Genomic DNA, 26,403 nt, shown 5'->3' on the forward strand with positions numbered 1-26,403 from the left:
CCTTAAAAAATTTTACTTTTTACATCTTCTATTTTCTCGCCAAAATATATTGAGCCATTTTCTCTAAAGCTATCTAATTCTCCACTTGTATAAAAATCTATATTTCCTAAACTATTTTTCCCGTTTTCTAAATTATTATACTCAAGAAATTTTTTTATATTATCTACCAGCTTTATAGCAGGATTAATATATGTTTTATTTTCCCCAAACACCTTTTTTATTTCAGTAACTATATGAGGATAATGGGTACAGGCTAGTATAACCGTATCAAATTCCCTATTGGAAATTTCTTTATAATATTTTTTTGCTGCTTCTTCTATTTCTTTTTCTTTATTGCTTCCCTCTTCTACTAATGGGACAAATTCAGGGCAAGCTACAGATAAAATTTCTAACTCTTTATTTTCTTTTTTTAATTTTTCGTAGTAAACCTCACTGTTAATAGTAGCCTCAGTTCCTAAAACTGCAATAACATTGTTTTTACTAGAGCTTATTGCCGACTTTACTCCTGAGTCAATAATTCCTATAATTGGAATATTAAAATTTTCTTGTAAATACTCCATAGCATTTGCTGTAACTGTATTACAAGCCAAAACAATCATTTTTACATTTTTTTCCATTAAAAAACTCGTAACTTGTTTTGAAAATAATTGTATGGTTTCTTTGTCCTTTGAGCCATAGGGAATTCTTTTTGTATCACCAAAATAAAGGTAATCTTCTTTTGGTAATTTATCTCTTAATTCCTTTAGTACCGACAATCCCCCAAAACCGGAATCATAAATACCAATTGGTCTATTATCCATATATCACCTACAAAGTTTTAGTTTTATATACAAATTCATATTTATTTTTAAGTTTATTATAAGCATTATTAAGCCCATCTTCTTGTTCATATAAGGCAAAAACCGTTGAACCTGACCCCGACATTAAGGCAACAGACGCATTTAAAGAATATAATTCGTCTATTATCTCATGGATTTGTGGGCATATTCCTGCGCTAATCTCTGTCATTGCATTATAATAAAATTCTTTTTTAAAGGGCTTTCCCTCTTCAATTGTTTTTATACATTTTTCAATTTTATTTTTATTTAAAGGTTTTATTTTTTTATATACATATTCAGTACTTATTTTATAACCATTGTTTACAATTAAAACATTTATATTTTTAAAGTTTTTTACCGGTGAAAAAACATCTCCTATACCTTCTGCTCTAACAGTTCCTTCCTCAAAGAAAAAAGGCAGATCTGCACCTATTTTTTTTCCTAATTGTTTTAACTCATCGTTACTTAAATTTAGTTTCCAAATATCATTTATAGCCTTCATAAAATAAGCTGCATTTGAACTTCCACCCGCTAAGCCTGCTGCAATAGGTATTTTTTTATCGATTTCTACATTTAAACCGTAATCATTCTCTTTGTATTTCTTTAAAAGATTCCAAGCCTTATAAACCAGGTTATTTTCATCTGTTGGCACTTCTTTATTATTACAACTTATTTTTAAATTATTAAATTTATTTTCTTCTATATATAAAATATCCTTTAAATCTATTAACTGCATAATTGTATCTATATTATGATAGCCGTCTTCTCTCTTATTAATAATATCTAATGATAGATTTATTTTCCCGTATGAATTAATTTTATACATTATTATCTCCAATTTCTATTGCTAATTAATTATATCATAGTATATCTATCTATATTATGGTAACAACTATTTTTTACAATAAAAAAAACGACTTACGTCGTTTCATTTAACATATCTGTAATTCTACAGTTGAAGTCAATAAGTCTGTATAGGTATAGGATACTGTTCTTTCTTGATCAAATTCATTTACAACTTTTATTGTAAATAAACTAGGAAAAACATTCTCAATTATTCCTGTTTTAGTAATAATTTTATTTCTTCCCTTATCAGCCTTTACAACTACTTTCTTCCCAATATTTTTTCGAACTTGGTTTTTCAAATATTCTAGATTTATTGCACTGGACAATATTTACCCCTCCTTGACGAAAATACTTACACACTATACATAATATAACATATTATGCAACTTTCGTCAAGCTAACAAATTATTATACGATTATTATCCAATAATGTCAATAGTTTTTTTATTTAAATAGGCAATATTATTTTTATTACATTAAAATATATTAAAAGACTTACTGAATCAACAAGGGTACTAATTACAGGTCCCGCCATTATAGCAGGATCTATCTTTAATTTTTTTGCAAGAATTGGTAAAAGTCCACCTACAAATTTCGCAAAACAAACTGTAAATATTAATGAAATTGAAATTATTAAGGCATAGGCTATACTTAATTTGTCATATATTAGGTTCTTTATAAAATTAACTCCACCTAAAATAGCTCCAACTAATATTGCAATCCTAAGTTCTTTTAACATAACTTTAAGCCAATCACCTATTTTTATATCACCTGTAGCCAAGCCACGAATAATAGTAGTTGAGGATTGATTTCCGGAATTACCACCTGCACCCATTATCATAGGAGAAAAATTATATAAGGATGTGTAGGCAATTAAAAGATAGTTATAATGGCCTATTATTGCACTTGTAAAGGCTGAAGATATCATTAGTATAAGTAACCAATTAATCCTTCTTTTTGCCAAATACCAAACTGAAGACTCTATGTAACTTTCATCATCTGGTGACATAGCAGCCATTTTTTGAAAGTCTTCTGTAGCTTCTTGCTCCATTACATCCAGTATATCATCAACGGTAATTATACCTGTCATACGATTTTCATTATCCACTACCGGTAAAGCAACAAAGCCATATTTTTTAAAAACTTCCGCTACTTGCTCCTGGTCATCATGGGTATGAACAAAAATAACCTTCTCATGTAGTAAATCCCCTATTAAAACATCTTTTTCACTAATTACAATGTCCCTTAAAGAAACAAATCCTATTAATTTTTTTGATTCATCTGTTACATAGCAAGTGTAAACTGTTACTTTATTTATACCTGTAGTTTTAATCCTAGTAAGTGCTTGCTCTACTGTCATGTATTTTTTAAGCTCAACATATTCTATTGTCATTAGACTTCCAGCACTTGATTCAGGATATTGTAAAAATTCATTAATTAATTTTCTTTTACTGCTGTCAGTGTGTCTTATTATTTTTTTTACAATAGAAGCAGGCATTTCCTCAATCATATCAACCATATCATCAATATTTAATTCATTGAGAATACGATCTAGTTCTGTATCGGTAAATGCCTGTATTAATCTTATTTGTTCTTCATTTTCTAAAGAAGAAAAAACTTCTATTGCATCATCTTTGCTTAAAAGTCTAAAAACCAAGACTCTGTCAAGCGGCTCTAATTCTTCAATAAAATCTTTAATATCTATGGGATTATATTTTTCTAAGTTATTTTTTAAGTTTCTATATTCTTTATTTTTTAAATTCTCTCTTAAATCTAAAAAGTGAATATCTTTTTGTTTTATATAACTTGTCTGCATATCCCACCACCATTTATTTTGCTACTATGCTAAATCCTTTTGTAAAACCTTCTGTAATATAGTCTACATCTATTTTATCGTAAATACCATCTAAGTCCTCTTCAATTAAAAATTTATACTTATCATTTTCATACATCTTATCGTTTTCGGATTTATCAGATGCTACTAAAGTAAAAATTATATCACAACAAGAACGACTTCCCGGTACTAATTTAAAATACTCCTTACCTGAAGCTTCTAATATTTTATCTAAATTTTCCTTAGCTGTATTTGTTATATTTATTTTCATTTGAATTCCTCCTTAAATACTTATATACCTTTTTTATTATTTCTTAATCTCCATATTGATTTTTATTATAAATAAAGATATTATATAGGTATAAGAATTAAGGAGGAAAATTATGGAAATCACTAAAGATATGTTAATAGGTGACATTATAAGAACTTATCCAGACGCTATTGAAGTTCTTTTGCAAAACGGAATGTCATGTATCGGATGTCCAGGTAGTCAAATGGAAAGCCTTGAAGAAGCAGCTATGGTTCACGGCTTAGACATTGAAAAATTACTTTCAGATTTAAATGCATAATCAAAAGGCACTTAATTGTGCCTCTACATATAGGCACCTATTTTAGGTGTTTTTTTATTTATAATTTCTTTTCCTCTATTTTATTTATATCATAAGGCGTTTCCTGGTAGACACAATAATTTAACCAATTTGAGAAGAATAAATTACTGTGTGCCTTCCACTTAACAGAAACTCCCTTTTCAGGATCATCATCCTTATAATAATTTTCCGGAATACTTATATCAAGTCCTTTTGCTATATCCCTTCTATACTCCCTGTCTAATGTATAGGTATCATATTCTCCATGACCGCTTATAAATATAAATCTATTATCTTTTGTTGATGCCATATGCATGCCAACTTTATCTGAAGAAGCTAAAATTTTTATATCATCAATTTTTTTCATGTCCTCAATATCTGAAAAAGTATATCTGGAATGAGGGGCATAAAACGACTCATCAAAACCATTTGTTAAAACAGATTTTTCTTGTAAATTGACTTCATAAACTCCAAATAATTTTTCTTTCATCTCATACTTTTGGATTCCATAATAATGATATAAGGCAGCCTGAGATGCCCAACAAATAAATAAGGTAGAAAAAACATTTTTTCTAGCAAATTCCATAATATCCTGTAATTCTTCCCAATAATCAACTTCTTCAAAATCTATTAGTTCAACAGGTGCTCCTGTAATTATCATTGCATCATATTTTTTGTTTTTTATTTCATCTAATGTAATATAAAATTTTTCCAAATGGGCCTTACTGGTATTTTTACTTTCATAGGTCATAGTTCTAACTAAATCCACCTTAACCTGTAGGGCTGTGTTGGAAATTCTTCTTAATAACTGGGTCTCAGTTTCAACTTTAGTAGGCATAAGATTTATTATTGCCATTTCTAAAGGTCTAATATCTTGTGTTCTAGCTCTTTCTTCGTCCATGACAAAGACACGTTCTGCTTTTAGTATATCGCTAGCCGGTAGATCTTTAGGAATTATTATCGGCATTTCGTACCTCCACTTTATATATCTTTCAAAAAATTCTTATTTATATAAAAATAAAGAGATTATACAATTGTATAATCTCCCTAATTGAAAATTTATATTATAATCCAAGTAAATTTCTTAACTTTGGTTCATCGAAACCAACAACTTCTTGTTCATCTACTAGAATTACCGGAACACCCATATGTCCCATTTTCATTAATTCTGTTCTCGCACTAGAATCCTTTGAAATATTTTTTTCAGTAAACGCAACTTTATTGTTTTCTAAAAATTGTTTAGCTGCCACACAATATGGACAAGTATCACTTGAATAAACTACTACATTTGCCATTAATAAATCTCTCCTTTCTCTACGATTTATTAATACCCTGAACTTTTTGTTTTAATCATCATTAATTTTATTTGTAATATTTATAAAATCATTTAAGGATAAATTCTCTGCCCTTAAATTTGAATTGATTTTTAACTCCGCTAATACTTCCTTTAATTCTTCCTTTTTAATATTAGCAAATCCAGTTGTTAAGGAATTTAAAATATTTTTCCTTCGTTTAGTAAATCCTGAATGAATTATTTTAAATAGTAAATCTTCATCTACATTAAATTCTTTGTTTCTTAATTCCAGAATTACTACTGCACTGTCCACTTTAGGACTTGGCATAAAAATATTTTTTGGAGCCTTTCCAATAATCCTTGCGTCGGAATTATAGGCTATATATAGTGAAAGGCTTCCGTAATCCTTGTTGTCTTTAGTAGCAACTATTCTCTTTGCAACTTCTTCTTGTACCATTATTGTAATAGAATCTATATACTCCTTATTTTCAATTAAATATTCAATAATAGGAGTTGTAATATAGTATGGTAAATTAGCCACAACTTTTAATTTTCTATTAGGAGAAAATTCTTCCTTTATTTTTTTTATATTCTCTTTTAAAATATCATTATTTATAATTATAACATTTTCAAAATCCTCTAATGTAAATTCTAAAACTTCCATTAAACGACTGTCTTTTTCAACAGCTATAACCTGCTTAGCATTTATTGCTAACTCCTCTGTTAAAGTTCCAAAACCCGGTCCTACTTCAAGTACTGTATCTTCCTTTGAAATACTGGACTCCTTAACAATTTTCCTTATAATATTCCCATCTGTCAGAAAATTTTGTCCTAGAGCTTTGGAAAAAGTAAAATTAAATTTTTTTAAAACCTCTTTTAAATAACTCGGTTGATATAGTCTATTATCTTTCAAATTTTAATAAAGCCTCCTCTAATTCCTTTCTTGAAATATTATATTTGTTTAATCTTTTCAAGAATTGTTTAGAATTTCCATAGCCTATTGAAAGTAAATTACCTACAATTTCCCTTCTATTTTTTGATCCTGGACCAGTAAGCTCATAATAAACCATATCGTCAAAAGAAAACTCATCCCTAGTATCTTCAAAATTTGCCTTGGCATTTTTCAAAGCATTTAGTATATCCTCTGGCTTGGCATTTTCTATGCCTATATCTCCATTTTTTATGGTTTTATCCTGTTCAATATAGGCATTTTTAACACCTTTAATATTTTTATTAATAATTTTTCTAATTCTTTCACCTGCATAATCAGGATCTGTTAAAACTATTAAACCCTTTTCTTTTTGAGCCTTTTTTAATCTTTTAAATAAATCTTTAGGAAAGTGATAACCGCCAGTAATTATTATTTCACAATCACAGGCTTTTTTTACTGCTGTTACATCATCTCTTCCCTCAACAACTATAATTTCCTTAATCATCAAATTTAATTCCCTTTAAATTAAATAGTTTTATAGTATTTTCCCTACTTGCTTCAATAATTTCATCAGTATCTACATTTCTCAACTGGGCAATTGTTTCAGCAACATATTTAACATACTTAGGTTCATTTCTCTTTCCCCTATTAGGTGTAGGAGTTAAATAAGGAGAATCCGTTTCTATTAATAATCTATCTAAAGGAATTTGTTTTGCAGTTTCTTTAACATTTTTAGCATTTTTAAAGGTTACCGGACCTGCAAAGGAAATATAGTAGCCTAAACTCATATATCTTCTAGCCATTTCAATAGAGCCTGAATAACAATGCATTACCCCTATAACTTCACCTTTAAATTCATTTAATATGTCAAAGGTTTCACCATAGGCATCCCTTGAATGAATAATAACCGGCAAGCCTAATTCCTTCGCTAAATTCATTTGCTTTCTAAATACTTCTCTTTGTATTTCCCTTGGACTATTATCATAATAATAGTCTAAACCTATTTCACCTATTGCCACAACTTTTTCATTTTTAGCCATTTGTCTTAATTCTTCTAAATTTTCATCTGTAAATTTTTCAGCTTCATGAGGATGTATTCCTATAGCTGAAAAAATAAAATCATACTTTGAAGATAACTCCAATGTATTTTTACTAGAGTTCATGTCAGAAGCAGGATTAATATAATAGGCTACATAATTATCATATAAATCGTTAATAATTAAATCCCTATCATAATTAAATTTTTCATCATCTAAATGGGCATGGCTATCTATCATAAATTTCATTATGAAACATCAGCTCCACTTTCAATATCTGATAAAGTTGAAAGTAATGTTAAATCTTCACCTTTGTCAGCTGCTAAAATCATTCCATTAGATTCAATGCCTCTTAATTTTACAGGTTTAAGATTAGTACAAACAATAACCTTCTTTCCAATTAAGTCTTCTGCAGTGTACCATTTTTTTATACCGGAGACAATTTGCCTTACTTCATCCCCAATTTTTATTTTAAAAACCAATAGCTTATCTGCTTTAGGATGATTTTCAGCCTCTATTATTTCTCCAACCTTTAATTTTACCTTGTCAAAATCATCTATTGTAATTAATTCTTCTTCTTTTTCTTCTTCTGTTTTTTCTACATCCATGCCTTTTTCCTTTTTTCTTTCCTCTATTAATTTATTATTTGCTTCTTCAAGCTTTACCAGTTCTTTTTTAATATCTAGTCTTGGAAATAAATTCTCGGTTTTCTTCACAACTGTACCTACTTTAGTAAGTCCAAACACTCTAGCATCATCCCAATTTAATTCTTCTAAACCGATTTGTACTTGAATTTTTTTAGCAGTATCTGTAATAAAAGGACTAATTAAAATATTTACAATTCTTAAACTATCCACTAAATTATAGAGTACTGTTGAAAGCCTATTATAATTTTCTTCTTTTCCTAAAACCCAAGGCTCAGTTTCATCAATATATTTATTAGTTCTTCTTATTAATTTCCATATACTTTCTAAAGCATTATTAAAACTTAATTCATCTATATATTTTTCAACCTCATCAATAGTTCCTTCTGCCAGTTCTATTAATTCCCTATCTACTTCTTCTTTTTCTACCGGTTCCTTAATTTCCCCATTAAAATATTTCTCAACCATAGTAACAGTTCTGGAAACTAAATTACCTAAATCATTAGTTAAGTCCGAATTTATTCTTTGTAGGAATTTCTCGTTTGTATAATTTCCATCATTACCAAAAACAAACTCCCTTAAAATAAAATATTTTAAGGCATCTGCACCATATAAATCTATAATTGGTTCAGGATAAACAATATTGCCTTTAGATTTACTCATTTTATCTTCATCAAATAATATCCATCCATGGGCAAATATTTCCTTAGGAACTTCTAAATCCAATGCCATTAATAAAGCTGGCCAAATAATAGCATGGAATCTTACAATTTCCTTTCCTACTAAATGAACATCGGCTGGCCAATACTTGTTGAATTTTTCTTCATCTACACCATAACCAATACCTGTTAAATAGCATGAAAGGGCGTCAATCCAAACATATATAATATGGTTATCATCAAAAGGAACTTTAACTCCCCAGTCAAAACTATTTCTAGTAACTGATAAATCATCTAATCCCTTTTTAATAAAATTATTTAACATTTCATTTCTTCTAGATTCAGGTAATAGGAAATTAGGGTTATCTTCATATAGTTTTATTATTCTATCTTGATATTTAGATAATTTGAAAAAATAGGATTCCTCTTCATGATATTGTACCGGTCTACCACAATCTGGACATTTTCCATCTACTAATTGGGCATCTGTCCAAAAAGCCTCATCAGGTACACAATAATTTCCCTTGTATACGGATTTATAAATATCACCTTTGTCATATAGTTTTTGAAAAATTGCTTGTACATTTTTTTCATGTTGCTTATCAGTAGAACGAACAAAGGCGTCATAATTAATATCAAGTTTTTTCCATAATTCCTTTGCACTTTCTACAATTGGATCTATATATTCTAAAGGTTCTTTTCCTGCTTCCTTAGCCTTTTCTAAAAGCTTTTGACCATGTTCATCTGTACCTGTTGTAAAAAAAACATCGTAACCTTGTATTTGCCTAATTTTTTTTAAAGTATCTGCAATAATAGTTGTGTAGGTATGGCCTAAGTGTAAATTATCACTAGGATAATAAATAGGCGTTGTCAAATAATAAGCTTTTTTATTACTCAAAAATATCATCTCCTCGTATTATAATTAAAAATAAATTAATTAACATATTCTTCTTTTTTCTTATTGGTAATAGTATTTTACTATATCCATTAATATAAAAATCTGTCCTTTTTAAATCTTCTACCTTTTCTATAACTTAATACTATATAAATTCCCTAGTTCTGACTTGCAATATAACAAACTACAATTTGAAGCCCTAGTCCAAATCTTTGATTTTGTTACAGGTCTTATGTCAGATTTCTCCAAGAGTAGTTTACTGCAACCGGTTTGAAATTACGACTGAAGCCCTAGTCAAAATCTTTTAGCTTGCTACAGGTCTAATTCAACTTCATATGTCTAACTCTTTTCTTTTTAACAAGACTGCATCTTATGGACCTAGTTCAAATCTTTGATTTGTTACGGGTCTTATGCAACTTATTGTCCAAATTTTATATTTAGCTACAATAATCTGCTGACTACCTGCAACTCGCCTTGCTCGTTGGGTTAAGTCATAATACAACTTTGTTTGCCAATCGCTTCGCTTTTGGACAAGACTGCATCTGACCTACAACGCAATCAAAGATTGCTGTTAGGTCATAAAAAAAACCTTCATCTCTAATAGAGACGAAGGTAATATTCGTGGTACCACTCTAATTCAACTTAAATAAATTAAGTCCTCATTAACTTAGACTCATGGGCCATTTTCACTAAATACATCCTTTGCTTTTCACCAAACAGCAACTCTCTTATCTCAGTATTAAGATCTCTTCCAATCACAGTCCTATTCAATTGCACCTTATTTTACCCTAATTTCCCAATTTAGTCAAGTTTACTCTATATTAATATAAAATAAATAATAATTTTAAATAGCATATAATGCTGGACTACAAATACATTTAATATGTTAAAATTACTGTAAAGGAGATGATAAGATGTACGAAGAAAAATTAGTTCCTTCCTTTGATGGGACAGAACTTAGAATGAGGTCAGATAAAGTGGATAATCCAAAAGCCGTTGTATTAATTTGCCATGGATTATGTGAACATTTAAACAGATACGACTATGTAACTGAAAAACTAAATGAAAATAACTTTTCCGTTTACCGATACGATCAAAGAGGTCATGGAAAATCAAAAGGGAAAGATGTTTATTTTAATGACTACAAAGATATGCCAAGTGACGCAAATTTCTTCTTTAAAATTGCCGAGCAAGAAAATCCCGGTATTCCTATTTTCGTCTTAGGTCACAGTATGGGAGGAGAAACAGCAACTTTATTTGGAACAATATATCCACGAAAAGCAAAGGGTATTATTTTATCCGGTGCCTTAACTAGATTCAACACTAAATTATTTCCGGACAAACTAATGGATGCAGATGATGAGTTCTACTTTAAAAATGCCTTAGGCGATGGAGTTTGTTCCGATCAAAATGTAGTACAAAAATACATAGCTGACCCTCTGGTAAAAAATATGATCTCTGCTAAATTAGTAAAAGAAGTTATCTCGGGAGTTCATTATTTAAAAAAGAATGCAGATAAATTCATTGCTCCAGTATTAATATTACATGGTGCAGATGATGGACTTGTATCAGAAAAAGATTCTAGAGACCTGTTTGGAGAAATAGCCTCTAAAGACAAGGGCTTAATTATTTATCCAAAACTTTTCCACGAAATATTAAATGAACCGGTTAAAGACAAAATTATAGCTGAAATTGTTGAGTGGATTAATGAGAGAATTTAATTAATCACTATAAAATTTCCTCATAACATAATTAAACTAAGGGATAAATTATAATTTTTAACCCTTAGTTTTAATTATTTCAAATCTAAAACATTCCTATACCTAATAGTATTTCAACACTATCTTTTTCTTAGGAGTATTTGCATCCAACATAATTTCAAAAGCATCTTTGGCGTCTTTAAAGTCAATTACGTGGGAAATCATATCATCGAAGTTTATTTTTTTATCCTCTAAACTTTTAATTACAGATGCAAATTTCCTATTATTTAATCTTGATCCTCTTATATCCAACTCCTTTGCAGTTATATGTTTTTGTTGAATCTTAGAAGGTGTTTCAGAAAATCCCAATGTAACTACTCTACCCCCTGGAGCTGCTAGTTCTATGGATTGTTCTACTGTCTCTGGAATACAAACTGCATCTATAACCACATTGGGACCAAATCCCTCTGTATTTTCTTCTATTATTTTTTTCAAATCATCCCTAGCTGGATTAATGGTTAAAAAGGCACCTTGATTTTTTGCTGTCTCTAATTTTTCATCATCTATATCGCTTATTATAACTCTTGCTCCCATCATTAAAGCCGTTCTTAAAGTCGTTTGACCTATTGTACCAGCTCCTAAAATCAAAAGTGTATCAGCTGGTTTTAATCCTGCTCGTGATGTAGCGTTAAAACCTATTGTATATGGTTCTATTAAACAAGCTTCCTCCCAAGGAATACTGCTGGATAATTTATAAACAGCATCCTTAGGAACGACTATGTATTCTGCATTAAAACCTTCTCCTTGTACTCCTCTCACTTTTAAGTTGTAGCATATATTAGGCCTACCCTCTCTACAAGCGTGGCAATACCCACAATTATTTACAGGGTCTACTGTTACATGGTCTCCAACTTTCAGATTTTCCACTGAAGATCCCACTTCAACTACTTCCCCAGCCATTTCATGTCCAAATATCCTAGGATAAACAACCATTGTATTTGTCCCAGCATACATACTAACGTCTGAACCACAAATACCAGTTGTCATAGTTTTAATCTTTACATCATTTTTATCTACTATCTTTGGTTCTTCAATATCTACTATTTTTAATATTTTTGGTTCAAATATTTTTAATGCCTTCATTATTTCCCTCCATATATAAAACACTTACACTAAATTTCAAAATTAACCCCAATTTCCAAGACCTAAAAACAAGGTTTGTATTCATTATCAAGTCAAATAACTCTTATCTATTGTTATGTTGTTTTACCTTTTAAATTACTCTTTTGAAACTATTTTTTTCATGAGCAGTATACCGCTCTTTAAATACGCTCTAATAAAACATTATAATTTTAATATAGGCTAGATATTTAAATTCCTGATAGATTAAATAATTTAAAGTAATACTTCTATAATATTATTTAAATTGCTTTCATATCTAAAGTATTATTTTAAAATCGTCATAAGAAATGTTCCTATATTTTATAATATTTATAATATTATACCATGTTATTCTAGTATATTAATTTAATTATCAGCCCTGTTTTAAATTTGATTATTTTTTGATGAATATAATTTATTTAAGAGGCCTAAACTATAAGATCTAAGAACAATAGTTATATGTAGGTGCTTTTTATTACCGAGAAAAAATTGTAATATTTAAATATCTATTAGGAACAAAATAAAAATATACAGTTTTAAAACTAAAAAGTGGTCCAAACGCCTAAGCTTGAACCACATATAGTATTATATTGTTTAATCAACACCATTTAATAGTAATACAAATAACTGTTGATTTTTCTAGTTTCATTGCTACTTAATTTAAATTATACTTTTTTCTAAAATATTTACTCTAAACATTATAAATCATACAAAATACTAAAACAAATCCCGATTTATAAAATTCCGATATCTTTTCTATAATACCTTCCTTCAAAATTTATTCTATTAATATTTTCATAAACTTTGTTTCCTGCTTCTTCTAAGGTCTCTGCAAGGGCAGTTACTGAAAGGACCCTTCCTCCATTTGTTACTAGTTTTTCATTTTTTAGTTTTGTACCGTTATGAAATACTATTATGTTTTCATCTACCTTATCCAACCCAATTATTTCTTTGTTAATCTCGTATTTATCGGGATAGCCACCAGAACAAAGAACAGTCGTTAAACAGTATTTCTCATCCCACTGTAAATCTTCATTAGATATTTCATTGTTCATGGTTTTTAATATAATATTAAGCAAATCAGATTTTAATCTCGGAAGAATAACTTCAGTTTCAGGATCTCCAAATCGGACATTAAATTCTAATACTTTCGCTCCTTCTTCTGTTATCATAAATCCTATAAATAAAACACCATTATAGGCTAATTTTTCTTCCTCTAATGCATCTTGTATTTTTTTAGCAATATTATTTAAATCTTTTTTTGTATTTTCATCTAGAAATGGATTTGGAGATATACACCCTACACCACCTGTGTTTTCTCCTGTGTCCTTCTCACCTATTTTTTTATAATCCTTTGCAGGTTCTAAGGGTACAATATTATTTTTTGATACTAGACATATTAAGGAAGCTTCAAATCCTTCTAAAAATTCTTCAATTACTATTTTATTTCCTTCTTCTCCAAAAACTTTATCTATGAAAATCTTTTTAAGATTCTTACTAGCTTCATCTTTGTTTTCACAAATAAATACTCCCTTTCCTTTACAAAGACCATCTGCCTTAATTACTAAGGGAAATTTAAAGTTTTCTAATCCCTTTATGGCACTATTATAATCTGTATAGGAAAAATATTTTGCAGTAGGAATATTGTTTCTCATTAAAAATTCCTTTGTAAATTCTTTACTGCCTTCTAGTTGGGCAGATTTTTTATTTGGTCCAAAGATTTTTAAGGAGTTTTTTTCAAATAAATCAACGATTCCTTCGCACAAAGGATTTTCAGGGCCTACTATTGTTAAGTCAATATTATTATTTTTTGCAAAGTTCAATATATCCAAATTGCTTTTTAAGCCAATGTTTTCAGCTATTGTGTTAATGCCACCATTGCCATTAACACAGAAAATTTTATTTACCAATTTACTTTGAGCAATTTTCCAAATAAGTGCATGTTCCCTTCCACCATTTCCTATTACTAAAATATCCATACTATCTCCTTATTAGCACTTTCCTTCCGTTTATTTCAAGCCTTTTATCTTCTATTAGCCTAATTGTTTCTACTAATATTTTATGCTCAATATCTAAAACTCTTTTCTGTAATTCTTCTGCAGTTATTTCTTCTTCTATTTTCAAAGGCTCTTGTATAATAATCGGTCCAGTGTCCACACCTTCGTCTACAAAATGAGTTGTAGCTCCTGTTACTTTTACTCCATATTCTAAAACTTTTTCATGTACATTTATCCCATAAAATCCCTTGCCGCAAAAACTTGGAATTAAAGATGGATGAATATTAACTATTTTATTTTTGTAATATTTAATGATTTCCTCCGGTACTATTCCCAAGTAGCCAGCTAATACAATTAAATCAATTTTTTTATTTTTAAAAACTTCCAGTAATTCTTTTTCATATTCCTTTAAGGAGCTGTAATCCTTTTTAGACAAATACACTGCATCAATTCCATGCTTTTTTGCCCTTACTAATCCATAAGCTTTTTCCATATTGGAAATTACAATTTTAATTTCACTTTTTAATATATTTTTTTCTATAGCATCAATTATACTCTGTAAATTACTTCCACTTCCTGAAATCATTACAGCTATATTTAATGACATAGGATTACTCCTTCTTCTCCCTTTATAACTTCACCTATTTCATATACTTTTTCATCTATTTCTTTTAAATAATTTAGAACATCATCTTTTATATCCTTATTAACAAAAAATACTATTCCAATGCCCATATTAAACGTTGAGTACATTTCCTTTGTATCTACATTTCCCCATTTTTGTAGTAGATTAAATATTTCATGTTTTTCAATTTTTTTAGTATTAACCTTTGCAGTTAAGCCTTTAGGTAATGCTCGTGGAATATTCTCATATAAACCGCCACCTGTTATATGGGATATACCGTTTATTTTAAATTTTCTTACTAGGTCTAATAATGGCTTAGTATATATTCTTGTAGGTTTTAGTAATTCTTCACCTAAGGTTGATTCTAGTTCTTCTATATACATGTCCAATTTATAATTCATCTTTTCAAATATAATTTTTCTTACTATTGAATATCCATTACTATGTACACCTGTAGAAGGTAAGGCTAAAATAACATCTCCTTCTTTTATATCTTTTTTACCATCAATTATCTTATTTTTATCGACTATTCCTACAGCAAAACCAGCTAAGTCATATTCATCTTCTTCGTATAGGCCCGGCATTTCCGCTGTTTCTCCTCCAACTAGGGCACAGCCAGCTTTTACGCACCCATTTGAAACACCTTCAACTATTGAATACATTTTTTCCGGTATTAATTTTCCAGTTGAAATATAGTCTAGGAAAAAAATAGGTTCAGCTCCTTGGCAAAGAATATCATTAACACACATGGCTACACAATCTTCACCTACTGTATTATGTTTATCCATTTTAAATGCCAACATTAATTTTGTTCCAACACCATCAGTTCCTGAAACTAACACCGGTTCTTCATACTTGTCCTTATTTATGCCGAACAAACCGGAAAATCCACCTAAATCAGAAATTACTCCTTCTCTAAAGGTTTTTTTAATTAGAGGTTTTATTAATTGTACTTCCTTATATCCCGCTTCTTTATCTACGCCTGAATCCTTATATGTTAAATTCATAACTTTCTCCTTATGCAAAATATTTTTCATAATATCCTTTGTTGCCACAACAATCTCTAAGCCCTTGTAAGCTTAAATGGTATAGGGAGTCAGCTTGTATTTCCCTTGCCACTTCTTCAAAGCTCTTACTTCGACTTATAAGATTTTCTTCACTAGGAATATCTATACTTAAATCATCTTTATTGACTACAGGTGGAGATGCAATTCTTAAATGAACTTTTCTAGCTCCTGAATCCTTTAACATCTTAATCAACCTTTTTGTAGTTGTACCTCTAACTATGGAATCATCTACTAAAATAATATCTTTATCCTTTACATTTTCAATTATTGGATTAAGTTTAATATTTACACTTTTCTCTCTATTTTCCTGATCTGACTCAATAAATGTTCTTCCTATATACCTATTTTTTACTATTCCTTCCATGTATGGAATTTTTGAAGCGTAAGAATAGCCTAATGCTGCAATTATTCCGGAATCCGGAGCACCAACTACAATATCGGCTTCTGTTTTATTTTCCTCATATAATACCTGTCCAGAATTATATCTTGCTCTATATACACTTACACCATCAATATAGCTATCAGGTCTTGCTATATAAACCATTTCGAATAGACAGAGTTTGCTTTCTTCATTTGAATATTTTATAAACTCATAATCTGAATTTGTTCCAATGAATATTTCACCAGGCTCTAAATCCTTTAATAATTTATACCCAATTGAGTCTATTGCGCAGGTTTCAGATGATATAACATAGCCCGAATCATTAACTCCTACAGACAATGGCTTAACACCATAGGGGTCCCTTATTGCTACAATTTTTTCATTATCCATATATCCAAGACTAAAAGCCCCTTTTATATTGGACAAATATTTCTTTAACTCTTCTTTATTACCTTGAATTTTCTCCCTTAGTTTTTCATAGGATATATTTGAAATAATTTTGCCATCTATTACCATTAAGGAAGACATTCCATTTTTCTTTGATATAAAGGGCATAGGATTTTCCTCTTCAAATCTAAAGGCATATTTTACATATCCCATAGCTTTATTTCCATTGAATTTTCTTAATACTTTATTACTAAAATTCTCCCCAACCAAACCTTCACCAACTAGATAATTAATTCTATCATTATCAATAGTTGCAATTCCTACTTCAGCCTGGCCTCTATGTTGAACACCATAAAGACCATATTGTAAATACCTTATAGCTTCAATATCCTCATTGTTGAAAAACCCGAATATACCACTCATAATACACCTATATTTCCAAATCCTTATTAATTTCTATAATATCGGCCCTGCTTTTTTCCCTCAGTTGTTTTATATTATTCATTATTTTTTTATTATTTAAAGCTAGTATTTTACCGGCTAATATTGCTGCATTTTCTCCTCCATCTATTGCCACTGTAGCAACAGGTACTCCTTTTGGCATTTGTACAGTAGATAGTAGGGCGTCTAAACCTTCCAGTGCTTTTGATTTTACCGGAATACCTATAACAGGTATATCAACTAAAGCAGCTGTAACTCCTGCCAAATGAGCAGACATACCTGCAATTGCAATTATTACCCCAATTTCTTCTTCCTCTACTTTTTTACAAAAATCCATTAGTAGGTCTAATGACCTGTGAGCTGAAATAACATTAACTGAGTTTTCTATTTCCAATTCATCTAATTTGTTTTTTACTTTTTTTGCTATTTCCCTATCTGATATACTTCCCATAATTACAGCTACCTTCATTGTTTCCTCCTATTTGTTAAAGTAATTAACTCCAGATTCTATTATTTTTGAATATCCTTTTATGTTGTTGTTTATAAATAAACCTTCTTCTATTCTGTCTATTAATCCTATTAATCCTATTACTCTACCACATGGGCTAATAAGTCCATCAATAGATAATTCAGAATTAAATAAATTTTTACTAGTAACTGTTATAATTTGATTGTTTTTAATTAAATTTTCCCTTGCATTTCCTAGTAGGATTCTACCTTGTCTAGTAGCTACCGGTGCTGTATAAACATCGCCTACTTCCATCTTGGACAACCAAGGAGAATTTTTAGAAACAAGCTTAACATCTGCTAAATCGGAAATAAAACCATCAAATTCATTTTTAGCAATTTCTATACTACTTCCCTTTTTTATTTCTCCAAATTCTATTAGTCCGGAATTTACAAGGCCTGTAAAGCCTGCACCTAAACCTATTACTAATCCTTTTCTATTTTTAATTAAATCCTCTACTGCTTCTTTTATAGATTCTTGGGAAAGTATTATTTCTATTAATTTTCCATTGCTTTCTAATTCTTCACCCATTAAAGCACCATTTGCAAAGGCTAAGATGTTATTTCTTTCAATTGCCTCTCTAAGTTCAATAAAAGATTTTTCAACCAGTTCTTTTGTTAAGGTATTAAATACAATTTTTTCAACCTTAGCTCCGGCTTTTAAAAATGTTCTTTCTAAATCATATTCTCCATTTGTTCCCGGTAAAACAGGAATTAATACCTTAGCTTCTTTTTCAACAGCTTCTTCAAATTTATTTATCTTGTAATTTAAATCTAATTTTTCCCTATCTTCTTTTGCTTCTTCTAATGGATATATATCATTTAAAACCTTAAGGCTTTCTTCTTTTAAAATATCGATTAAAATTTTCTCATTATTAATATTAATAAGGGAACTGTTGTTAGTATGTCCTATTACTTCACCTATTTTTCCTATAGTAGCCACATTGCTATTATCTACTTCAATAATTATTGAGCCAAATAAATTTTTAAATAATTTATCTTTAATATTATCTTCAATTTCAATTCCAATATTATTTCCCATAGCCATTTCTACAAGGGCTTTACCAATTCCTCCTGAGCTTATTGTAGATGCAGAAAGAATATGACCCTTATTTACAAGTTCCTTTATTTCTTCATATTTTTCTTTTAAAATTTCAATATTCAAAAGTTCATTTTCAAGTAGAGGGATTTCAACTAAAATAATTGTAGAATTTTCAGATTTTAATTCTCTACTTACTATATTGTTTACGTCTTCCTTTGTAACAGCAAAAGAAATTAATGTTGGAGGTACAGTAATATCTTCATAAGTACCACTCATACTATCTTTACCGCCTATAGCAGGTATATTTAGGTCTTTCATAGCCTTGTAGGCCCCTAGTAAAGAACTAACAGGTTTACTCCATTTGTCAGGATTTTTATCCAATCTTTCAAAAAACTCTTGAAAACTCAATCTTGCCTTTTTGTAGTCACCACCTAAAGCAACTACTTTCGCCAAGGATTCAATTACAGCATAGTATCCACCATGAAATTGGCTTTTTTCTGCTAAATATGGGTCGTAGCCATAGGTCATAATTGAACAAGAAGTCGTATTTTTATTTAATACCGGAAATTTTGCAACCATTCCTTCTTGACTAGTAATTTTGTTCTTTCCACCTAATTGAGAAAGTACAGTTCCTTTTCCAATACTATTGTCAAAGTTTTTAATTAGGCCTTTTTGAGAAGCATACCTAATATCAGTTACAATTTTTTTAATATTATCTTCAATATTTGATTTCTCATCTATATTATTATTAAACAAATAGTCTATTTCTTTTGGACTATTTATATTTATATCGACTTGTTTTCTTGCACCATTGCTATCTAAAAATTCCCTTGATAGATTTATTATTTCCTTTCCTCTCCAGATCATTTTCATTCTTGGTTCTTCAAAAACTTCTGCAACAATTGTAGCTTCAATATTTTCTTTTTCTGCCAAATCTAAAAATTCATCAATATCCTTTTTTTCTATAACAACAGCCATTCTTTCCTGAGATTCAGATAAGGCTATTTCCCCTCCATGTAATCCCTTGTATTTTAATGGAACAGAATCTAAATCTATAACTAATCCATTGGCTAATTCTCCAATTGCTACTGCAACTCCACCAGCTCCAAAGTCATTACATTTTTTTATTAATCTTGTTGCCTTTTCATCTCTAAATAACCTCATAATATTTCTTTCCGCTAGAGGATTTCCCTTTTGGACTTCTGCACCAGCTGTTTCTAAAGAACTTTTATCCTGAACATTAGAAGAGCCAACTGCCGCTCCTAAACCATCTCTACCGGTTCTAGCACCTAAAAGTACAATTAAGTCCGTTGGATTTGGATTTTCCCTTCTAACCCATTTTTTTGGTACTCCTGCAACTAAAGCGCCTAGTTCCATTCTTTTAGCTTCGTAGCCATCATGGTATATTTCCTTTACTAGGCCTCCTGCTAATCCTATTTGATTACCATAATCACTGTAGCCTTCCATTGCAGACTGACAGATTTTTCTTTGTGGTAATTTTCCTTCCAAGGTGTTTTCAAGTTTTGTCCTAGGATCTTTAGCACCGGTTATTCTCATTGCTTGATGTACAAAGGCCCTTGATGAAAGAGGATCTCTTATTCCACCACCAATACATGTATGTGCTCCACCATAAGGCTCAATTTCTGTAGGATGATTATGGGTTTCGTTTTTAAATAGTAGTAGCCAATCTTCCATTCTACCTTCAACATCAACCTTTACTTCAACACTACAAGCATTTATTTCATCCGAAACTTCCATGTCGTCTAATAAACCTAGTTTTCTTAATTCCTTCATATTAATTGTTGCCATATCCATTAAAGTAACAGGTTTACTATTATTATGGGCAAATTTTCTAGATTCTAAATATTCTTTAAATACTTTTTCTAAAGTCTCCTTATATTTACCTTCTTTAAAATTAACATTGTTAATTTCCGTCAAAAAAAGTTGTATGTCTACAATGGTCTGACCAATATGTATCTATTGTCTTTAGTTCCCAAATATTAGGATTTCTATTTTCTTCCCTAAAATAATTTTGTACAAATTTTATATCATCTAGATCCATGGCAAAGTTTGAAATTAAGTTTTCCAATTCTCTTTCATTCATATTAATAAAATTATCTACTTTTTCTATCTTATCTTCACAGTCTTCAAATATAAAAACAGAAGAATCATCTAAAGGAATTTCCTTACTATCCACATTGTTTATATAATATTTCTTTATTTTCTCTAAATCAGAATTGTCTATTCCTTTTAAAATTATAACTTTTGAATGTTTTATATTAATATTGTCATAACTAAAGAATTTTTTAATATATTCATTTGTCATATCTTCTCTTTGGTTGTATTGTCCATCCTTACCTTGTACTCTAAAAGCTTTTTCATCATCTTCTAACTGAATTTTATTTTCATAAAAAATATCTGTATTTTCATTTTTGAATAATTTGTTTTCTAAATCCTCATATTCCTCTTTAGTAAAATTAGAAATATTAAAAGCGTTTATAACCCTAACTGATTGTAGGTTTCCTATACTTAGAAAATTTTTAAATTCTCTGTATAGTTTACAATTTTCTGAATTAAATTCCTTTCTTTTTTCAATGAAGATAGTTTTATTCATGACTCCTCCTTATATAATTAAATAAAGCCAAGATGGGTAAGTTAATAAACCTACCCGTCTTGGCTTTTCTCCATTCGGTGTATTGCATAGCAATTATATCGCTTGGACCAGCAAAGTTTAAACTTTCGGAACCCTAGATATACTTTATTATATTCTTTTGTTAAAAAAGATATTTTCCCAATTCCATTGGGTCTATATATTCATCGCCTTTATAAACTCTCATGTTTCCACCAGATAACTCATCAATTAAAACTATTTCACCATTATCAAGTTTACCAAATTCCAGTTTAATATCATAAAGGGTTAAGCCCTTTTTCTCTAACTCTCTTTTAATAATTCCGGATATATCTTTAGTAAGACCAACAATCATATTATATTCTTCATTATCTAGTATATTTAAAATTGATAATGCATCTTTAGTTATTAGTGGATCGTTTCTTTCATCATCTTTTAAAGTAATTTCTGTATAGGCTGGTAATTTCATTCCTTCTTTTGCATATAAGCCATATCTTCTAATAAAACTTCCTACAGCCTTGTATCTACATATAACCTCTACACCTTTACCAAATACCTTGGCCTGTTTAACAACCATTGTATTATTTTCAATATCTGCTGAAATATAATGGGTAGAAATATTATTTTCCTTTAATTTTTCAAAAAAGAATTTAGACATCTTTAGATTTTCTTTTCCTACACCTTCAATAGACAATCCTACTTGATTAGCTCCTGGATCAAAATGACCATCTACTCCTGTAACATCATCTTTAAATTGTAAGACTAAATTGCCATCTTCTCCTTTATAAATATCTTTAGTTTTTCCTTTATATAATAATTCCATATAATTTCTCCTTAGTATTAAAAAAGCTCAGAAAGGTAGGTTCGGCGAAACCTACCCCTCTGGGCTTTTATCCCTTAGGTGTAATACATTTTTGTATTTATATCGCTTGGACCAGCAAAGTTTAAACTTTCGGAACCCTAGATATACTTCCGCCCAAAAATGAGCTTTGTTTCAATTTTATAAATTTAAATTGTATATTCTTAAACTATTATAATAGTTTATTAAGAAGTTGTATAATTTGGTGATTCTTTTGTAATAGTTATATCATGAGGATGATTTTCTACTAACGAAGCCGATGTTATTTTTATAAACTTAGCTCTTTCATGTAGATCTAATATAGTCTTACTACCAGTATAACCCATTCCTGCTCTAACGCCACCAATTAATTGATAAATAATTTCAGTAATCTCGCCTTTAAAAGGAACTCTACCTTCTACACCTTCAGGAACAAATTTTTTACTGTCCTCTTGGAAGTATCTATCACTACTACCATCTTTCATAGCAGCTATAGAACCCATTCCTCTATATTCTTTGTATCTTCTTCCTTCATAAATTACAATATCTCCAGGACTTTCAGCAGTACCGGCAAATAGAGAACCTGCCATAATTGTACTAGCTCCTGCTGCTAATGCTTTTGTAATATCTCCAGAATACTTAATACCCCCATCTGCTATGATTGGTATATTATATTTTTTTGCAACATTATAACAATTTATAATAGCAGTAACTTGAGGTACACCAATTCCTGTAACAACTCTTGTTGTACAAATTGAACCAGGTCCAATTCCTACCTTAACAGCATCTGCACCAGCCTTTATTAAAGCTTCTGTTGCCTCACCTGTTGCAACATTTCCTGCAATAATTTGTAAGTCAGGAAAAGATGCCTTAATCATTTTTACTATTTCTAAAACCCCTTTAGAATGACCATGAGCTGTATCTATAACAACTACATCGACTCCTGCTTTATCTAAAGCAGCAATTCTTTCAAAACAATCTTTAGAGGTACTAACAGCTGCTCCTACTAATAATCTTCCTTTTTCATCTCTTACGGAGTTTGGATATTTAACGGTTTTTTCTATATCCTTTATGGTTATTAAGCCTTTTAATTTATATTCATCATCAACTAATGGTAATTTTTCAATTTTATGCATCTTTAGTTTTTCTAAGGCTTCTTCCATAGTTATATCAATATCGCCTGTAATTAGATTTTCTTTTGTCATAGCTTCATCAATTGGCTTGTCAAAATCCGTTTCAAATCTAATATCCCTATTGGTTATTATTCCTAGAAGCATATTATTTTCATCTACTATAGGAACTCCTGAAATTTTATACTTAGACATAATCTCTAATGCTTCTGATATTTTATGCACAGGTGAAAGAAAAAATGGATCTGTAATAACTCCTTGCTCTGAACGCTTTACCTTATCCACCTCAGTAGCCTGTCTTTCTATTGACATATTCTTGTGTATTATTCCAATTCCACCTTGTCTAGCCATGGCAATAGCCATTTTTGATTCTGTTACAGTGTCCATACCTGCACTTAATAGTGGTATATTTAATTTAATCTTTGATGTTAATTTAGTTTTTACATCAGTATCTGCTGGTAAAATTTCTGATTCTAAAGGTACTAATAAAACATCATCGAAAGTTAAACCCTCTCCAATAAACTCCATAAATTCTCCTTTCAAATTGTTTATAGAATAAATATTTAAAGTAATAATATTTATTCAAAATTATCAAATATTTCAACTATTGTCAACAGCAAAACATTGATATTTCAACATTTATAATAGGGAGAAAACGATATATTTCGTGATAACGTTTACTTATAGTATAAATGTTTATCTGCACTTTAAAATCATCAAATTTAAAAATTTCAAATAATAAATATAATCCTTCTATTTTAAACTCATTGTCTTTTATTAAATTTGAAAATAAGATTAAAAAAGAATAATGGCTTAATTTATATAAAAATATTTTTTAATATATTTTTGAAAATGTTTGCAAATATAAAAATTGTGAAATGGAGTTAATTTTTTGTAAATTTATTAAATTTTTTTATTAATAGCCTTGTTTTCATTAAATAATAAATACATTTTTGCTTCTTTTATAATTCCCCTAGAGATTTTCAAGTCAATATTTTTATAAAATTTAAATCCACTTTTCTCTATAACCCTTTTAGATTGCTTATTTTCTATAAAATGACTACAAACTAAAAAATCATAACCTAGTTCATTAAAACAATAATCAATTACTTTTAATACTGCTTCAGGTGCTATTTTCCTACCCCAATATTCTTTACTGATAACGAAACCTATTTCCCCGCCTTTTAATAAATTCAGTTCTTCTAATTCATCTTCATATTCTTCTATTCCCAAAGAACCTATAACCTTATTGTTCTCTTTTAATTCAATGGCAAACACCTTCTTATCCTTAATAAACATATCCAGTATTTTTTTACTTTCTTCAATATTTTGATGATGGTCCCATCCTGCTAATTCTCCTACACCTTCAACAGAAGCATATTCATAAAAATCTTCTAAATCAGTAATTTCCCATGATCTTAAAATAAGTCTATCCGTTTCTAATTTAATATTGCTAATATTAACATCTACATTCATAAATCTACCTCTTAATACTCTCTTCACTGCTTTCAATCTCTTTATTTAAGAAATAAGAAATAGCTGTTCGTATAGCTACAATGGCTGCTAAAAGTCCAATATCTTTAAAAGTCGGATTAATAATGGTTTCTACAATGTCTGCAATAATTAAAATTTCAAGACCTAATAATACAATTCCACCTAATTTGTTTTTTACCTTTTTTATTTCCTTGTAATTTTTTGTAAAAATAGCAATAAGAATATCTTTTAAATATGAAAGTAATCCAATTATTAAAGTAGCCACCGAAATTAATTTTACTATGTATACAGTTATTTCTAAAAAACTTTTTAGTACATACAATTCCCACACCTCTTTTTATAATATTATCATAAACTAGTATGTAGCATTGAAAACTTGTCAAAAAAATTATATTGTTATCTACATCCTAAATTTTTCATGCTCACAAAAAAACCCTATGTTCCAGCATTAACTGTTACACAGGGTTTTAAGCTATTATTTTAATTCTATTGTAGCTCCAACTTCTTCTAATTTAGTTTTCATTTCTTCAGCTTCTGCTTTAGCTACACCTTCTTTAATTGTTTTAGGTGCTCCATCTACTAATGCTTTAGCATCTTTTAATCCTAAACCAGTTATATCTTTAACTGCTTTTATAACTTTAATTTTTTCAGCTCCTGCTGCTTCTAATACAACATCAAATTCAGATTTTTCTTCAGCTGCTGCTGCTTCTCCACCTGCTGCAACTGGTCCACCCATTACTACTGGTGCTGATGCTGATACACCAAATTTTTCTTCTGCTGCTTTTACTAATTCATTTAATTCAAGAACACTCATGTTCTCAATAGCTTCTAATATTTGTTCTACTGACATTTCTAAACCTCCGTTTAATTTATATATTTAATCTTCTTTTTATTATGCTTCAACCGCTTCTTCTGCTGGTGATTCTTCATCTTTTTTCTTAGCTATTGCATCTACTAAGTATACGAAATTAGATATTGGAGCCTTAAAGCTTCCAAGTAATTTAGCTAACAATACTTCTCTTGCTGGTATAGATGCTAAATCCTTTACTGCTTCTAAATCTAAAAATTCGCCTTCTAAATAACCTGCTTTAATTTCTAGTTTTTCATGTTCTTTTGCAAATTCATTTGCAATTCTAGCTCCTGCTATAGGATCTTCTTTACTAAATGCTACTGCATTAGGTCCTTCTAATAATTCAAGAATATCTTCTAAACCCAGTTCCTTAAAAGCAAAGTTCATCATAGTGTTTTTATAAACCTTATACACTACATCTTCTTTTCTAAATCTGTCTCTAAGATCTGTTAATTCTTCTACATTTAATCCTCTATAATCAACTAATACAATCGACTTTGAAGATTCAATATTTTCTTTAATTTCATTAACTACTGATTGTTTTTTCTCTAAAACATAATCCTTCACTAAACTTTCACCTCCACTACGGCTACACATAAAAAAATCTT

General features: G+C 29.5%; 27 protein-coding genes and 1 other annotated feature (1 of these 28 cut by a window edge). Of the genes, 2 read left to right on the forward strand and 25 right to left on the reverse strand.

The genetic code is table 11. From position 1 onward, the window contains the following. Positions 1-2: 2 nt before the first annotated feature. The 5 genes from murI to JFY71_RS00130 all read right to left on the reverse strand — a co-directional run bounded on the left by murI (position 3) and on the right by JFY71_RS00130 (position 3,769). The gene (murI, locus tag JFY71_RS00110; protein ID WP_243661018.1) at positions 3-800 is read right to left on the reverse strand and encodes a glutamate racemase; all 798 of its coding nucleotides are present in this window, start codon (positions 798-800) and stop codon (positions 3-5) included. A 7-nt stretch (positions 801-807) separates the two neighbouring features. Then, positions 808-1,644 (reverse strand): 4-(cytidine 5'-diphospho)-2-C-methyl-D-erythritol kinase, encoded by an 837-nt coding sequence (gene ispE / locus JFY71_RS00115; protein ID WP_243661019.1) that lies wholly within the window; start codon positions 1,642-1,644, stop codon positions 808-810. Positions 1,645-1,750: 106 nt separating this feature from the next. Then, positions 1,751-1,990, reverse strand: coding sequence for a Veg family protein (locus JFY71_RS00120; RefSeq protein ID WP_243661020.1), 240 nt, complete (start codon positions 1,988-1,990; stop codon positions 1,751-1,753). 122 nt (positions 1,991-2,112) lie between these two features. Continuing rightward, positions 2,113-3,480, reverse strand: a complete 1,368-nt coding sequence (mgtE, locus tag JFY71_RS00125; protein ID WP_243661021.1) for a magnesium transporter — start codon at positions 3,478-3,480, stop codon at positions 2,113-2,115. Between the two features lie 13 nt (positions 3,481-3,493). Next, entirely contained in the window at positions 3,494-3,769 is a 276-nt protein-coding gene (locus JFY71_RS00130) for an iron-sulfur cluster biosynthesis family protein (RefSeq protein ID WP_243661022.1), read from the reverse strand. A 112-nt stretch (positions 3,770-3,881) separates the two neighbouring features. Between JFY71_RS00130 and JFY71_RS00135 the strand changes: the two genes are divergently transcribed. Beyond that, positions 3,882-4,067, forward strand: coding sequence for a DUF1858 domain-containing protein (locus JFY71_RS00135; protein WP_243661023.1), 186 nt, complete (start codon positions 3,882-3,884; stop codon positions 4,065-4,067). Between the two features lie 58 nt (positions 4,068-4,125). Here JFY71_RS00135 and JFY71_RS00140 read toward each other — a convergent pair whose 3' ends face one another. The 6 genes from JFY71_RS00140 to metG all read right to left on the reverse strand — a co-directional run bounded on the left by JFY71_RS00140 (position 4,126) and on the right by metG (position 9,557). Further along, positions 4,126-5,052 carry a homoserine O-succinyltransferase gene (locus JFY71_RS00140; RefSeq protein ID WP_243661024.1) on the reverse strand — a complete coding sequence of 309 codons (927 nt, stop codon included), beginning with the start codon at positions 5,050-5,052 and terminating at the stop codon, positions 4,126-4,128. A 97-nt stretch (positions 5,053-5,149) separates the two neighbouring features. Then, on the reverse strand, positions 5,150-5,380 hold the full coding sequence (locus tag JFY71_RS00145; RefSeq protein WP_243661025.1) for a glutaredoxin family protein: 231 nt from the start codon (positions 5,378-5,380) through the stop codon (positions 5,150-5,152). A 51-nt stretch (positions 5,381-5,431) separates the two neighbouring features. Then, positions 5,432-6,292 (reverse strand): 16S rRNA (adenine(1518)-N(6)/adenine(1519)-N(6))-dimethyltransferase RsmA, encoded by an 861-nt coding sequence (gene rsmA, locus JFY71_RS00150; RefSeq protein WP_243661026.1) that lies wholly within the window; start codon positions 6,290-6,292, stop codon positions 5,432-5,434. Beyond that, on the reverse strand, positions 6,282-6,815 hold the full coding sequence (gene rnmV / locus JFY71_RS00155; RefSeq protein ID WP_243661027.1) for a ribonuclease M5: 534 nt from the start codon (positions 6,813-6,815) through the stop codon (positions 6,282-6,284). Before rnmV ends, rsmA begins: the two co-directional genes overlap by 11 nt. Next, positions 6,808-7,587 (reverse strand): TatD family hydrolase, encoded by a 780-nt coding sequence (locus JFY71_RS00160; RefSeq protein ID WP_243662111.1) that lies wholly within the window; start codon positions 7,585-7,587, stop codon positions 6,808-6,810. The genes rnmV and JFY71_RS00160 overlap by 8 nt, the downstream gene beginning before the upstream one ends. Positions 7,588-7,595: 8 nt before the next feature. Then, positions 7,596-9,557, reverse strand: a complete 1,962-nt coding sequence (gene metG, locus JFY71_RS00165; RefSeq protein WP_420846425.1) for a methionine--tRNA ligase — start codon at positions 9,555-9,557, stop codon at positions 7,596-7,598. A gap of 902 nt (positions 9,558-10,459) precedes the next feature. On the opposite strand from metG, the gene JFY71_RS00170 reads away from it, so the two are divergent. Further along, entirely contained in the window at positions 10,460-11,266 is an 807-nt protein-coding gene (locus JFY71_RS00170) for an alpha/beta hydrolase (protein ID WP_243661029.1), read from the forward strand. 102 nt (positions 11,267-11,368) lie between these two features. On the opposite strand, the gene JFY71_RS00175 is transcribed toward JFY71_RS00170, so the two are convergent. The 14 genes from JFY71_RS00175 to rplJ all read right to left on the reverse strand — a co-directional run bounded on the left by JFY71_RS00175 (position 11,369) and on the right by rplJ (position 26,362). Next, positions 11,369-12,388: a zinc-binding alcohol dehydrogenase family protein gene (locus JFY71_RS00175; protein ID WP_243661030.1), complete on the reverse strand. Its 1,020-nt coding sequence runs from the start codon at positions 12,386-12,388 to the stop codon at positions 11,369-11,371. A gap of 752 nt (positions 12,389-13,140) precedes the next feature. After that, entirely contained in the window at positions 13,141-14,385 is a 1,245-nt protein-coding gene (gene purD / locus JFY71_RS00180) for a phosphoribosylamine--glycine ligase (protein WP_243661031.1), read from the reverse strand. 1 nt (position 14,386) lies between these two features. Then, on the reverse strand, positions 14,387-15,010 hold the full coding sequence (purN, locus tag JFY71_RS00185) for a phosphoribosylglycinamide formyltransferase (RefSeq protein WP_243661032.1): 624 nt from the start codon (positions 15,008-15,010) through the stop codon (positions 14,387-14,389). Further along, entirely contained in the window at positions 15,001-16,035 is a 1,035-nt protein-coding gene (gene purM, locus JFY71_RS00190; RefSeq protein ID WP_243661033.1) for a phosphoribosylformylglycinamidine cyclo-ligase, read from the reverse strand. The genes purN and purM overlap by 10 nt, the downstream gene beginning before the upstream one ends. Before the next feature lie 10 nt (positions 16,036-16,045). Then, positions 16,046-17,287, reverse strand: coding sequence for an amidophosphoribosyltransferase (locus JFY71_RS00195; protein ID WP_243661034.1), 1,242 nt, complete (start codon positions 17,285-17,287; stop codon positions 16,046-16,048). A gap of 7 nt (positions 17,288-17,294) precedes the next feature. Beyond that, positions 17,295-17,774, reverse strand: a complete 480-nt coding sequence (gene purE, locus JFY71_RS00200; RefSeq protein ID WP_243661035.1) for a 5-(carboxyamino)imidazole ribonucleotide mutase — start codon at positions 17,772-17,774, stop codon at positions 17,295-17,297. A gap of 9 nt (positions 17,775-17,783) precedes the next feature. After that, positions 17,784-20,792 (reverse strand): phosphoribosylformylglycinamidine synthase, encoded by a 3,009-nt coding sequence (locus JFY71_RS00205; protein WP_243661036.1) that lies wholly within the window; start codon positions 20,790-20,792, stop codon positions 17,784-17,786. Next, the gene (locus tag JFY71_RS00210) at positions 20,779-21,468 is read right to left on the reverse strand and encodes a hypothetical protein (RefSeq protein WP_243661037.1); all 690 of its coding nucleotides are present in this window, start codon (positions 21,466-21,468) and stop codon (positions 20,779-20,781) included. The genes JFY71_RS00205 and JFY71_RS00210 overlap by 14 nt, the downstream gene beginning before the upstream one ends. Positions 21,469-21,628: 160 nt before the next feature. Beyond that, the gene (locus JFY71_RS00215) at positions 21,629-22,306 is read right to left on the reverse strand and encodes a phosphoribosylaminoimidazolesuccinocarboxamide synthase (RefSeq protein WP_243661038.1); all 678 of its coding nucleotides are present in this window, start codon (positions 22,304-22,306) and stop codon (positions 21,629-21,631) included. Positions 22,307-22,527: 221 nt separating this feature from the next. Further along, positions 22,528-23,979: an IMP dehydrogenase gene (gene guaB, locus JFY71_RS00220; protein WP_243661039.1), complete on the reverse strand. Its 1,452-nt coding sequence runs from the start codon at positions 23,977-23,979 to the stop codon at positions 22,528-22,530. A gap of 375 nt (positions 23,980-24,354) precedes the next feature. Further along, positions 24,355-24,927, reverse strand: a complete 573-nt coding sequence (locus tag JFY71_RS00225) for a GNAT family N-acetyltransferase (protein ID WP_243661040.1) — start codon at positions 24,925-24,927, stop codon at positions 24,355-24,357. A 4-nt stretch (positions 24,928-24,931) separates the two neighbouring features. Next, on the reverse strand, positions 24,932-25,267 hold the full coding sequence (locus JFY71_RS00230; protein WP_243661041.1) for a DUF1622 domain-containing protein: 336 nt from the start codon (positions 25,265-25,267) through the stop codon (positions 24,932-24,934). A 153-nt stretch (positions 25,268-25,420) separates the two neighbouring features. After that, complete coding sequence (gene rplL / locus JFY71_RS00235; RefSeq protein WP_243661042.1) at positions 25,421-25,795, reverse strand: 50S ribosomal protein L7/L12; 375 nt, start codon at positions 25,793-25,795, stop codon at positions 25,421-25,423. A 42-nt stretch (positions 25,796-25,837) separates the two neighbouring features. Next, on the reverse strand, positions 25,838-26,362 hold the full coding sequence (gene rplJ / locus JFY71_RS00240) for a 50S ribosomal protein L10 (protein ID WP_243661043.1): 525 nt from the start codon (positions 26,360-26,362) through the stop codon (positions 25,838-25,840). 22 nt (positions 26,363-26,384) lie between these two features. Continuing rightward, positions 26,385-26,403 (reverse strand) — a sequence feature (ribosomal protein L10 leader region) (it continues 101 nt past the right edge of the window).

It is taken from the genome of Miniphocaeibacter halophilus, from assembly GCF_016458825.1.
GTDB lineage: Bacteria > Bacillota > Clostridia > Tissierellales > Peptoniphilaceae > Miniphocaeibacter > Miniphocaeibacter halophilus.